The sequence below is a fragment of the Rhodococcus sp. YH1 genome, from assembly GCF_009939605.1.
In the GTDB taxonomy this organism is placed as follows: Bacteria; Actinomycetota; Actinomycetes; order Mycobacteriales; family Mycobacteriaceae; genus Rhodococcus; species Rhodococcus aetherivorans.
Genome location: NZ_WVTE01000063.1, coordinates 1 through 11,963, shown reverse-complemented (window position 1 = coordinate 11,963; position 11,963 = coordinate 1). Strand labels below are relative to the sequence as shown.

At 69.8% G+C, this 11,963-nt stretch carries 9 protein-coding genes; 3 read left to right on the top strand and 6 right to left on the bottom strand.

What is annotated here, in order from left to right:
• Positions 1–132: 132 nt before the first annotated feature.
• From AIIKEEIJ_RS06645 to AIIKEEIJ_RS06635, 3 genes are all read right to left on the bottom strand, one after another.
• Positions 133–1,506, bottom strand: a complete 1,374-nt coding sequence (locus AIIKEEIJ_RS06645) for a purine-cytosine permease family protein (RefSeq protein ID WP_102800242.1) — start codon at positions 1,504–1,506, stop codon at positions 133–135.
• Between the two features lie 155 nt (positions 1,507–1,661).
• A complete protein-coding gene (locus AIIKEEIJ_RS06640; protein ID WP_161995252.1) occupies positions 1,662–3,623 on the bottom strand; it encodes a hydantoinase B/oxoprolinase family protein in 1,962 nt (653 codons plus the stop codon).
• Entirely contained in the window at positions 3,620–5,683 is a 2,064-nt protein-coding gene (locus AIIKEEIJ_RS06635) for a hydantoinase/oxoprolinase family protein (protein WP_161995251.1), read from the bottom strand. Before AIIKEEIJ_RS06635 ends, AIIKEEIJ_RS06640 begins: the two co-directional genes overlap by 4 nt.
• A gap of 111 nt (positions 5,684–5,794) precedes the next feature.
• Between AIIKEEIJ_RS06635 and AIIKEEIJ_RS06630 the strand changes: the two genes are divergently transcribed.
• Both AIIKEEIJ_RS06630 and AIIKEEIJ_RS06625 read left to right on the top strand, forming a co-directional pair.
• On the top strand, positions 5,795–7,354 hold the full coding sequence (locus tag AIIKEEIJ_RS06630; protein ID WP_006932166.1) for a PucR family transcriptional regulator: 1,560 nt from the start codon (positions 5,795–5,797) through the stop codon (positions 7,352–7,354).
• Between the two features lie 28 nt (positions 7,355–7,382).
• A complete protein-coding gene (locus AIIKEEIJ_RS06625) occupies positions 7,383–8,933 on the top strand; it encodes a PucR family transcriptional regulator ligand-binding domain-containing protein (protein WP_161995250.1) in 1,551 nt (516 codons plus the stop codon).
• Between the two features lie 61 nt (positions 8,934–8,994).
• Here AIIKEEIJ_RS06625 and AIIKEEIJ_RS06620 read toward each other — a convergent pair whose 3' ends face one another.
• On the bottom strand, positions 8,995–9,276 hold the full coding sequence (locus AIIKEEIJ_RS06620; RefSeq protein ID WP_161995249.1) for a type II toxin-antitoxin system RelE/ParE family toxin: 282 nt from the start codon (positions 9,274–9,276) through the stop codon (positions 8,995–8,997).
• Complete coding sequence (locus AIIKEEIJ_RS06615) at positions 9,273–9,563, bottom strand: type II toxin-antitoxin system prevent-host-death family antitoxin (RefSeq protein WP_161995248.1); 291 nt, start codon at positions 9,561–9,563, stop codon at positions 9,273–9,275. Before AIIKEEIJ_RS06615 ends, AIIKEEIJ_RS06620 begins: the two co-directional genes overlap by 4 nt.
• A 403-nt stretch (positions 9,564–9,966) precedes the next feature.
• On the opposite strand from AIIKEEIJ_RS06615, the gene AIIKEEIJ_RS06610 reads away from it, so the two are divergent.
• Positions 9,967–11,121, top strand: coding sequence for a hypothetical protein (locus AIIKEEIJ_RS06610; RefSeq protein ID WP_006932156.1), 1,155 nt, complete (start codon positions 9,967–9,969; stop codon positions 11,119–11,121).
• A 112-nt stretch (positions 11,122–11,233) separates the two neighbouring features.
• On the opposite strand, the gene AIIKEEIJ_RS06605 is transcribed toward AIIKEEIJ_RS06610, so the two are convergent.
• A partial coding sequence (locus AIIKEEIJ_RS06605; protein ID WP_161995247.1) for a CoA transferase occupies positions 11,234–11,963 on the bottom strand: 730 nt, incomplete at its 5' end.

Below are 11,963 nucleotides of genomic sequence, written 5' to 3'. Positions count from 1 at the left end.
TGCCGGTTCCGGCGTTACGGCGGCGCTGTCGCTCGGATGGGAGAACACTATGGCCGTGATGTGACCCACGGCATGGCCGCCGCGTACAGGGGCCGGTGTCACACTCGCCGTGGCGGCGATTGTCCGCCGGATTCAGACCGGCTGCGCCTCATCCGGCGCCGCCTCGGGTGCCTGCGACGTTTCGGGTCCCTGCGCCGCCTCGGGTTCCGAGGGCGCACGATCCGTCACCCGCGGGGTGAGCAGCACGTAGCTGCCCGCGGCCAGCAGCACCGTCACCACCGGGGCGAGCTGCGCCCACGTCGCGCTGACCTCCTGCACGGTGAGCGCGATGCCGGCGACCGAGGAGATCAGCCACGCCAGCGCCCCACCGGACGCGGTGCGGGGCATGGCGTGGCCCCGATCCCGCAGCACGTAGACCACCGCGATCGCCACCCAGGCGGTGATCAGCACGCCCTGCCAGGCGAGGGCCTGCAGCAGGTACCCCAGTACGTCGGTGAGCATGAGCAGGTATGCGAGCACGGCGGTGACCACCACCCACACCGCTCGGGGCACGTCGATGCGCAGTGCCCGGTGGACGAACACCTGGAGGTTGGTGGAGGCGAGATAGAAGTTGGCCGAGTTGATGCGGGTCTGGGACACGATGATCAGCAGCACCCCCGCGAAGCCGAGGGAGCCGACGACCGCCTCGACCACGCCGGTCTCGGTTCCGGCGATGTCCCAGGCGCCGAGGAGATAGAGGCCGACGAGCCCGTTCACACCGAAGGTCAGCGCATAGAACACCCAGCCGAAGGTGACGGTGCCGTGGAAGGCGGCGTCGGTGCGGCGACCGAGCCTCGCGTAGTCGAAGGTGTACATCATCAGCACCCAGACGCCCATGTAGACGAGGTAGGCGGTGAGCCAGCCCGGAAGCGGACCCGATGCCACCGTGGCGGTGAGCCATCCGGTGGGGTAGCCCTGGCGCACGGTCGCGGCCACCACGACGGCGACCATGCCGACGAGATAGAACGGCAGCAGGATCCCGTTGAGCTTGTCGAGCCACGCGGCGACACCCCCGATCACCACGGGAATCATGTACACCGTGCAGAGCAGGTACCACAGCCTGATGTCGCCGCCGAAGTACTCCTGCAGAGCCACGGCGACGATGGAACCCTCGAAGACCCCGTAGTAGAGCGCGGTGGCCGCGAACAGCGCCGGGGCGAGCAGTGAGCCGACGGCGCCGAACATGCGCCGGGACAGCAGCTCGACCGACAGGCCGGTGTGGATCGCATAGCGGGAGAGCACCAGATTGACGACGCCGAAGGTGGCGATCGAGGCAGCCATCCCGGCGAGGGTGGCCGGTACCCCGACCGCGCCGGCCGAGGCAACCGCGATGTAGAGCCAGAACATGGCGCTGAACATGGCCCACCAGGCCATCGTCAGCGACCAGCGGGACAGACGCCCGGATTCGGGCACGATTTCCCGCTCCGCGGGGGATCCGGGAGCAGATTCGGTGAGGTGATCGGACATGGGGTCGCCTCTCGGGGGGAGGGAATCCGAACCGGCGCAGGGGCGCACGACCGCCCGCGGCACCGGGGGCGGGAGGTTCGGCAGGGGAGCTTCGAGGGAGGGTGGAGAGCGCGAAACCCGTTGCGGGGCAGCGGTGACACTGCCCCGCACGGGCTTCAGGACCAGTGCGCGACGGAGCGGGTCCGCAGCAGATCGCGGAACTGGGCGGTGGTCGTGGGCAGCAGCTCGCCGGTACCCCAGTCGACGATCACGCCGTAGCGGCGCACGAGGTCGAGCATGGACAGCTCACCGCTGCGGTAGCGGGCGGCGACGGTTTCGGGGTCCTCGTCGAGCCAGCCCTTGCGCGACACGCGGATCTCCTCGCGGACGCGCTCGGTGGCGTCGTGGTCGAGCTCGTAGCGGTCGATCTCGGGGTCCACCGGCACGACGACGACGCCGTAGTCCAGGGCGGCGCGCTCGACGGAGACATATCCGTCGATCACGTCCTCGAGCACGGCGTCCGGGTCCCGCTGCAGCGGATCCCCGTAGCCACCACCGCCCGCCGACGGCCGCTCGAACGAATCTCCGGACTGGACCGGCACATTCGAGAACACGGACCCGAGGAAGCGCTCCTCGGGGGTGCCGCGGTTGAGCCACACACCGTGCGGGATGGACGGCAGGCCGCCCTCGATGCCCCAGGTGACCGAGCGGGAACGGTCACAGCAGTACGACATCACGCTGCTGTCGCTGTCGGTGAGGATGCCGCCCTTGGACAGGCCGCACCCGCCGCGGTATTCCCCGGGTCCACCGGAATCGGTGATGATGGCGTGCTCGCTGGTCAGCACGGGGGTGAGGCGTTCCTGCCCCTCGCACGGCTGCACGGCCAGGCCGATACCGAACACCGGTGCGGTGGCGCTCGATCCGTCCTTCGAGCTACGTCCGCCCCAGCCGCCGGCCATCCAGTCGTACCACATGAAGAACGGCCGGTCGTCGGTGCGGGCGTCGCGGCCGCCGACGAGCAGGTACTCGAGGTTGAACGAGCACGCGATGGCGCGGGAGGGCACGACCTTCGACCACAGTTCGAAGATCGCGTTCATGATCTTCTCGTAGGGACCGGAGCAGAACCCGGTCACCGCGTGCGGCCAGCCCGCGTTGACGACGGTGCCCTCCGGTCCGAGGTCGGTGCGGATCGCGTTGTAAAGGCCCGAGTTCAGCGGCACGTCGGGGAAGAACGACTTGGTGCCCGCCACGATCCCGGAGAACGCGGTGCCGTAGCCGCTGTTGAGGAAGCTGGCGACCGCCGGTGCGCTGCCGGTCAGGTCGTAGCTGAGCTGGTCGCCCTCGATCGTCATGGTGACGCGGATCGGGACGAGCCCCTCGGGCCGGGTGGGATCGGAGTCGAGGTAGTCCTCGGTGGTCCACGTGCCGTCCGGCAGGTCGGCGACCCGGCTGCGCACGATGCGCTCGACGTAGTCCTGGACCTCGCGCATCGCGTCGGTGACGGTGCCGCGCCCGTATTTGTCGACGAGTCGGTGGATTTCACGTTCACACACGCCCGTGGCCTCCGCCTGGGCGTGCAGGTCGCCCATGCTGATCTCCGGCGACCGGGTGTTCGCAACGAGCAGTTTCGCGACGTCCGCCAGGAATCGGCCCTCGTGCCACACCCGGACCGGGGTGATCCGCAGGCCCTCACCGAAATGCTCGGTGGCGGTCACGTCGAACGACCCGGGGACGCTGCCGCCGATGTCGGCCCAGTGACCCTTGTTCTGCGCGAAGGCGATGAGGACGCCGTCGGCGAAGATGGGCCGGACGAAGCTGACGTCGTTGAGGTGGGTGCCGCCCCGGTAGGGGTCGTTGACCATGAAGATGTCGCCGGGGTTGATGTCGGAGCCGAATTCCTCGAGCACGGCCTTGCACTGAAAGTGGAGGGTGCCCACGTGGACCGCGATGTCCTGGCTGCCCTGCATCACGGTGTTGCCCTCGGCGTCGCAGAGCGCGGAGGAGAAGTCCCGCGAGTAGATGACGAACGAGTAGCAGGTGCGCAGGATCTGCTCGGACATCAGGTCGACCGAGGTGGCGAACGCGTTCTTGAGGACCTCGAAGGTGACCGGATCGAGGGTGGGGGACGTGGTGGTCATCGGGTCTCCTGGATGTCGATGCGGATGTTCGCCCACTCGTCGATCGTGGCGGTGGTCCCCGGGGGGACGACGGTGGTGGAGTCGAGCTGGGTGATCACGGCCGGGCCGGGGATGCGCGTACCGAATTCCAGTGTGTCGCGGTCGAAGACGGGGGTGTCGAGCCGGCCGCGCACCTCGTCGAAGTAGACGTTGCGCCGCTCGACGGGCGCCGGCTCCGCGGTGGTGGGTTCGGAGGTGCGCGGGAAGTTCGGCTTCGGCGTGGTGCCCACCGCGCGCAGCCCGATCTGGTAGATCTCCACGGGTGTGTCGTCGCGCCGGAACGAGTAGTCCCGTTCGTGCTCCTCGTGGAACCGCTCGACGGCCTCCGCGAGGAAGCCGGGGCCGCTGCCGGCCGCGACGGTGAGCGAACGCCACTGCCCCGCGTAGCGCATGCTGATATGACGATCGAGGACCATCCGTTCGGGTTCGACCCCCTCGTGGCGGAGACGCTGCGTGCCCTCCTGCTCGAGCCGCAGGAATTCGCGCTCGAGCGCGGTGGTGTCGACCTCGTCGACGCGGCCCTGGAACATGGCCGACAGGTCGTGCCGGATGTCGACGAGCAGGCACCCCTGCGCCGAGGTGATGCCCGGATGGGGCGGCACCACGACGGTCGGAATGGACAGTTCCTTCGCGAGGGCCGCGCCGTGCAGGGCGCCCGCGCCGCCGCAGACGACGAGGACGAAGTCGCGCGGATCGTAGCCGCGCCGAATGGACAACAGCCGCACCGCATCCGCCATGTTGGCGTTGGCCACCTGGATGATGTTGCCGGCCGCGGTGTCGGCGTCGAGACCGAGCGGTCCGGCCACGCTCTGCTTGATCGCGTTCTCCGCGGCCGCCACGTCCAGGGTGAGGCCGCCGCCGATGAGGGTGGTGCCCAGGCGGCCGAGCAGCACGTTGGCGTCGGTGTTCGTCGGCTCGGTGCCGCCGCGCAGGTAGCAGGCGGGTCCGGGGGAGGCGCCGGCCGACTGCGGCCCGTTGCGCAGCGAGCCTGCCTCGTCGAGCCAGGCCAGCGATCCGCCGCCGGCGCCGATGGTGAGCACCTCGATGCTGGGGAAGGAGATGGGGAAGCCGTACTCGACCTGCCACTGCTTGGTGGTGCGGACCTCGCCGTCGTAGACGAGCGAGATGTCGGTGCTGGTACCGCCCATGTCCAGGCCGATCGCGTTGGGGTATCCGCAGCGGGTGGCGATGTCGGCCACGGCGATCGCGCCGGCGGCGATGCCGGAGGCGGCGAGCCGGACGGGATACTTCTCCACCATCGCGGGGGTCATCGAGCCCCCGCCGGAATGGAGCAGGAGCAGGTCGCCGTCGTATCCGTCGGTGCGCAGCTGCGCTTCGAGCCGGTTGACATACCCGCTGACCAGGGGTGCGAGCACGGCGTTGGCGACGGTGGTGGAGGCGCGGTCGTACTCGAAGATCTCGGGGAGGATCTCGCTGGAGGTCGAGACGGTGACGTCGGGCAGCTCGGCCTCGAGCAGTGCCCGCACGCGCTGCTCGTGTGCGCTGTTGACGTAGCTGTTGATCAGGCACACCGCGACGGTCTTGATGTTCTTGCGGCGCAGGATGCGGGCGATCTCCCGGACCTCCGACTCGTCGAGCGGGGTGACGACCTCGCCGGCGTAGTCGATGCGTTCGGTGACCTCGTACCGATCACGGCGGCGGATGTAGGGGGTGCCGACGTCGACGTACGTGTCCCACAACTCGTCCTTGGTGCCGTCGCGGATCTCGAGCACGTCGCGGAACCCGCGGGTGGTGACGAGGGCCGCGGGCGGGAAGTTGCGGGTGATGAGCGCGTTGGTCGCGACGGTGGTGCCGTGGGAGAACAGGGTCACCTCGGTCAGGTCGATGCCCGCGGTGCGCACACCGTCGATCACGGCGCGCATGGGATCGTCCGGGGTCGAGGGAACCTTCGCGATGCGGGTGGTCGATGCGCTCTCGTCGAAGATGCACACGTCCGTGAAGGTGCCTCCGACGTCCACGGCGACGCGCAGGTGGGGATTGCGGGATGTGATCATCGTCATACTCCTGGGTCGGGTGGAACTCAGTATTCGGCCTGGTCGCGGGGCCATCAATTGGAGAAAGTGAATCGAGTTCCCCGAATCGTTGGAGATCTTCACACCCATGGGAGAAAGATGTCGGGCATGCTTCCGGACCGTTTCCGGCTCGTCGACCTGCTGCTCGAACCCGACCTCGGGCTCCGGCTGGCGACCGATGCCGACCCCAACGTGGGAATCACCGGCGCGCACCCGATCGAGATCGAGAACCCGACCCGATGGCTGCGGCCGGGGTCGATGATGCTCACCACCGGCTCGCGCTTCCCCGGCCACGAGCACCCGCAGCAGGCCTATCGCGAACTGATCCGCGAGCTCGTGGGGTCCGGCATCGCCGCGCTCGGGTACGGCGTCGGGGTGATCACCGACGACGTCCCCCGGCCCCTGCTCGACGAGGCCGAGCGCCATCGGTTCGCCGTGGTGGCGATCCCGCCGGAACTGCCGTTCATGGAGGTGGTCGGACGCGTCAATGCCGCGGCGCAGGCGCAGGACTCGATGCTGCTGCGCCGCACGCTGCAGATGCAGAACCACCTGCTCGAGGCGATGACGGCCGAGTCCCCGGAGGCCGACCTCGTGGCCCGGCTCGCCGGGCTGCTCCGCAGCAGCGTGGTCCTCTACAACGAGGTCGGCGACGTCGTGGCCTCGGCGGGTGGCGCACCGGTGCACCTGATCCGCAATCAGCTGCGCGGCCGGGACGGCCGGCTGCTGTTCCGGGTGGGCCGATGGTCGGTGAGCGCGCACTCGATCTCGCCGGGCGGCCAGCACTACTGGTTCGCCCTCGCGTCCAAGAGCAACGAACTCACCGATCCGCTCACCGCGCCCGCCGTCGAGGTGTCGCTGAGGCTGCTCAACACGATCGAACGCACCCGCCAGCGCGCCACCATCGAGAACCGCGCGCGGCACGCCGCACTGGTGCGGGCGCTGGCGTCGGGCGATCCGGCCGATTCCGACACGGTCCTGGACCAGCTCGAGATGCTGCGGTTCGGCCCCGAGCCCGATATGCGGATGCTGGCCTTGTCCGCCGCACCCGACTACGACAACCGCCGATGGGTGTTCCGGGCGAACTCGCTGCTCGATGCCGTCGAAACGGACGTGTCCGGGCTGGCCCGCGACATCGGGCTGACCCTGCTGCTCGCCCGGGGCGAGGGGGGCCTCGTCGGAGTGGTCCCCGCCCGGGCGGAGGCTCTCGACTCCTGGTCGAACAACCTTCCACAGGGGTTGACGTGCGGCTCGAGCGAGCCGTTCACCGATCCCGCGCGCGGGCCCGACAAACTGCGCGAGGCGCGCTGGGCGCGACGGGCCGCCGAGCGGCTCGGCCGCAGCACCCAGCGCTTCGAGGACGTGAGCCTCGCGGACTGGTTGCTGGCGGGCCGCGACCCGGGGCCCGCTCTCGCGCGCGCCACCGCGGTCCTGGCCCCACTGCTCGACGGCCACGACGACCTGGTCGATTTCCTCGTGCTCCACCTGGCCCGGGACCTGGACGTGGGGCGGACGGCGCGGGAGCTGAACCTGCATCCGAATACCGTGCGGCACCGGGTGAAACGAGTCGAGGACCTGCTGGGCCGGTCCCTGCGTTCCCCCCGGGACGTCACCGACGTGCATCTGGCCCTCGAAGTCCTCGCCGAACACCCCACCTCCTAGCCGCCCGGTGCGGGGAAGGATCGTCATCATGGCCATCACCGTGCGTCGGCTCACGACGCTGCCGGAGCTCGGGCTCACTCTCGTGGCGGGTCGCGACGGAGCAGACCGTGTCATCGAGTGGGCGCATCCGATCGAGCTTCCCGACCCCACCCCGTGGCTCTCGGGTGGAGAGCTCGTGATGACCACCGGACTGGAGATCGGCGCCGGCGCCGACGAGCAGTTCGCGTACCTCCAGGGTCTGGTGGGGGCCGGCTGCGTGGCCTTGGCGTTCGACACCGGAACCCGGTTCGACCGCGTGCCCGACGGTCTGCGCGCCGCGGGTGACGCGCTGGGGTTCCCGGTGCTCGCCGTGCCCGCCTCGACGCCCTTCATCGCCATCACCCGGGCGGTCATCGACGAACTGACCGCCGACCAGGTCCGCGCGGTGCAGCGGGTCGTCGATCAGCAGGAGCGGCTGGCCCGGGCCACACTGCGCGGGGGTGTGCCCGCGGTCGTGACCGCGCTCGGTCAGGCCCTCGCCGGAGCCGTCGCCGTCGTCGACGCCGACGATCGCGTACTCGCCGAATACGGGTCGGACACGACGCGGGCGGTCCGGCATGCGCGCGGGGTGGCGGAGTCGGCGTCCCGATCTCCGCGGCGGCGGCAGATGAGCAAGGTGCTGGCCGACGCCGCGGGGCACTACACCGTTCAGAGCATCGCGGCGGCCCAGGACCTCTACGGATACCTCGCCGTCGGCACCGCGGAGCCGCTCCCGCCGGCCGACCGTCTGCTCCTCGCCCACGCCGTGTCGCTGATCTCTATCGAGCTCGGCAAGCCCGCGAAGGTGCAGAGCGCAGAACAGCGGCTGCGGGCCGTCGTCACCCGGACACTCTTCGACGCACCCGAACGCATGGACGCCGGCCTGCTCCGCTATTTCGGGTTCGAACCGACCGACACCGTCGCCGTCGCCGTGCTGACGGAGGTCGGCCCGCTGCTGCCGGCGGAACGGCAGGTCGGCGCGGTCCTCGCCGCGGAGGGCGTACCCCATCTGGCGGCCTCGGTCGGCGCGGATGTCGCCGTGGTTCTGCCGGCCGACCGGGCACGCGAGATCGCGACCCGGGTCCAGGACCGGGTCCGCGCGCAGCTCGGCCGGCCGGTCCGGTGCGGGCTGGGCGGTCCGTGCGGCGTGAAGGACGCGAACACCAGTGTGCAGCAGGCTCTCTCGGCGGTCAGGGCAGCGCGGAACGGGGGCCGGACACCGGTGGAGTTCGCCGAGCTAGGTACCTTCTCGGTGTTGCTGGGCATGCAGGACCCGGACGCGCTGCAGGCCATCGCCCGCACCGGACTCGAAGCACTCGATGCCTACGACGCGAAGCACGGATCGAGCGGAAGACTGGTCGAGACCCTCGCCGCGTACCTCGAGCACAACGGCCAGGCCGAGAGCACCGCCGCCGCGCTGGGCATCCACCGGCACACCCTGCGGAACCGGCTCGCCCGCATCACCGAACTCACCGGCCGCGACCTCGACTCGATCCACACCCGGGTGGAGTGGTGGCTGGCCGTCAAGGCCCGGGAGATGCTGGACGGCGGTGGCGGATAGGTGCCGACGTCCGGTCGCAGCGCCTCGACGAGATCCTCACCCCGGCCGCGCCCCGGAAGATTCAGGTGCGGTACGCGTCGGCGCGGTGGGAGATCGCGGTGACTCGGACCTGGCGGGTGTTCTCGTCGATGAGGTACAGCACCCGGTAGGAGCCGCGGCGGGCGGAGTAGGCCGGTGCCAACGGTGGGGCGAGTTCCTTGCCGACCCGGTGCGGGTTTTCGAGGAGGGGTCCGGTGAGGAACTCGTACACCGCGGCGGCGACCTTCTCGGGCGGGGTCCGCTCGAGCGCACGAGCAGCGGTACGGGCCACGATCAGGGTGTAGGGCTCGCCGGGAACGCTCACTCGTCGCCGGGCTTGCCCGCGGACATGATCTCGGCGAGGGATGCGGCATCAAGGCTGTCCCCGGCCTCGATCTCGGCCATTCCCGTGAGGTGGTCGGCAAGCAGGGGCTTCTCGGCCAGCACGGCAATGGTCTCGCGCAGCGCGTCGTAGTCGTCGGCACCGAGCAGCACCGCGGCCCGGTGCCCATTTCGGGTGATCTCGAACCGCTCGTGGGTGCGCTCGGCCTCGTCGACCAGACGGGAGAACTGCGCCCGCGCCTCGGCCACCGGAAGAGTCGTCATGTACATAATTGTAGCCAACATTTCGGCTGACCGCTGCGACCTCGACTCGATCCACACCCGGTCGGAGTGGTGAGCGGCCGTCGAGGTCCGGGAGATGCCGGGCGGCCGTGGCGGACGATCCGGACCCGAGCGGGGGATGCAACGCGGCGCAACAGTTGTGACGCGCGATCGTTTCGAGTGTGCTCCGAGTCACATTCTCACGAGTCGCATTCTCACGGGAAGGACACTCCGATGCTCCACGCTCCCACGGCCGGTCCCGAACTGCGCCGGCGGAGCTGACGAAGAACCCTCGAGGACACGGTCCGCGATCCGGCAGCCGACTCCGGCCACCACACCACTCACCGATCTCCTCGGCCGACGTTCCCCTCGCCCCTCGTTTCGAGGGCATCACAGAAGGTTTCGGTACCCCATGCCCGAACGCTCGCACGCCGACACGTCCCCGGGGTGGCTCGGATTCGGTGTCGCCAACACCGCCGTGATCACCACCGCCTCCGTCGCGGCGTGGTATCTGCTCGCCGACCCGCGGCTCAGCCCGTTCGACCTGTATCCATTGCCGTTCAACGCCGCCCTGTTCTGGGCCCTGCTGTTCGTCGTGTGGGCCGGATTCAACCTCGAACTCTGGGGATTCGACCGGCTACGGCAACCCTGGCGCGGCATTGCGTTCCTCGGCGCCGCATCGGCTTTCGCCGTCGTTGTCACGTATGCCCTGGCGAGCGGAATCGGCCACCTGTATCCCGACTACGCGGCCGCGCGTCCCGACGGCCTGGGCTACTTCACGGGCGCGTTGTTCGTCCTGTTCGGCTTCTCCACGTGGGTCCTGGTGGTGCTCAACTGGGGACACTGGCCGTGGACCGATCTGGGCCTGAAACAGCCGTGGGTCGGCGCCTGCGAGATCGTCTCCCTCCTCGTCCCCACCGCACTGCTCTATCTCGTGTTGGGTGTACCCGCGGTCTCGGAGACGGTTCGGGAAGGCACAGCACTGCTCGGCATCGACACACTGCTCGGCTGGTACTACTCGATCATCGTCGCGATCGTGCTCACCGGACAGACCTGGGAGAACTGGCCGTGGCGGCTCGCCGGCAGCCGCATGCGGGTCGCACTGGTCTCGACGGTCGGCAACATCGTGCTCGGCACCGTGCTGTTCGCGGCACTGCGTGCGGTGTGTGCGGTGCTCGTCGGACCCGGCACGGCAGCCGAACCGGGCTTCCCGCTCGATCAGTTCCCGGCCCAGCTGGGCGTGTGCTGGGTCGCATGGATGATTCTGTGGGCCAACGCCTTCGGTAACAGGCCGACGGGCGGCGGGGCCGTGGTGAACCTGCTGTCCCGCGCAGCGATCACGTTCGCCCTCGCCGTGACCACGTTCGTCCTGTACTACTACGTGATCGCCGAGATCGTGCTCCACGAGCCGGCCGTCGCCGGCGGCCTGCACGGCAACGCCCTCGGATTCATGGACCTGTTCGCGTTGGTGACGCTCCTGTACGTCGTCGGCTTCGAGTCCTTCGGTCTGCGACGGCCCGCAGCCACCGTTCCCGCCCCCGAGGATCGCGCCGTCGCGCATCCCTGATCGAGGGAGGGGACGGACGACGGAGGCGCCCGCCGTTCGGTTCGGTGCGGCACGACGCCCGTCCCGCCGCGGCCGGACGCGACGGGACGGGCACTCCTCCGGTTCCTGCCGGTCAGTCCGCGGCTCCACCCAGGGGTGGCGGGGCCGAACGGTACCGGACCGGAGTCCTGGAGAAGCTCAACGGATTTCCGACCTGCGGCGTGGCGCTTCCCGGCACGGACACCACGGCGTCGAGGCCGAGACGCCGCGCGAACTCGAATGCCTCGGCGACGTCGTTGATGGGTCCGGCCGGAACACCCACGCGGGAGAGTTCGTCGTACCAGTGGTCGGCCCCGGCCGTGACGAGGATCGAGGTGATCTCGGCGCACAGTTCCTCGCGGTGTGCGACGCGCAGCGGGTTGCTGCGGAAGCGCGGATCGGTGGCCAGCTCCGGCGCGCCGATCGTCTCGGCGAGCCGCGTGAACTGCTTGTCGTTGCCCACCGCCAGCGCCAGCGGCCGGTCCTTGGTCGTGAACACCTCGTACGGGGCGATGCTGGGGTGCCGGTTTCCGAGGATGCCGGGCACCACCCCGGCACCGAGGTACGCCGACGCCTGATTGACGAGCGACGACAGGAGCGCGGAAAGAAGGTTGGTCTCGACGCGCTGCCCCTCGCCGGTGCGCTCCCGATGATGCAGAGCGGCGAGGATGCCGGCGAGGGCGTGCAGGCCGGTGAGCACGTCGACGACCGCGACACCCACCTTCGTCGGCGTACCGGCCTCGGGTCCGGTGATGCTCATGAGCCCACCGACGGCCTGCACGAGCAGGTCGTAGCCCGGCAGTGCCGCTCCGTCCCCGCTCCCG

Coding starts and splice junctions, on each gene's coding strand:
- AIIKEEIJ_RS06635 (WP_161995251.1), bottom strand. CDS start 5,683: ATGACGATGATCACATCCCGCAATCCCCACCTGCGCGTCGCCGTGGAC.
- AIIKEEIJ_RS06610 (WP_006932156.1), top strand. CDS start 9,967: ATGCCCGAACGCTCGCACGCCGACACGTCCCCGGGGTGGCTCGGATTC.
- AIIKEEIJ_RS06640 (WP_161995252.1), bottom strand. CDS start 3,623: ATGACCACCACGTCCCCCACCCTCGATCCGGTCACCTTCGAGGTCCTC.
- AIIKEEIJ_RS06630 (WP_006932166.1), top strand. CDS start 5,795: ATGTCGGGCATGCTTCCGGACCGTTTCCGGCTCGTCGACCTGCTGCTC.
- AIIKEEIJ_RS06615 (WP_161995248.1), bottom strand. CDS start 9,563: ATGTACATGACGACTCTTCCGGTGGCCGAGGCGCGGGCGCAGTTCTCC.
- AIIKEEIJ_RS06645 (WP_102800242.1), bottom strand. CDS start 1,506: ATGTCCGATCACCTCACCGAATCTGCTCCCGGATCCCCCGCGGAGCGG.
- AIIKEEIJ_RS06625 (WP_161995250.1), top strand. CDS start 7,383: ATGGCCATCACCGTGCGTCGGCTCACGACGCTGCCGGAGCTCGGGCTC.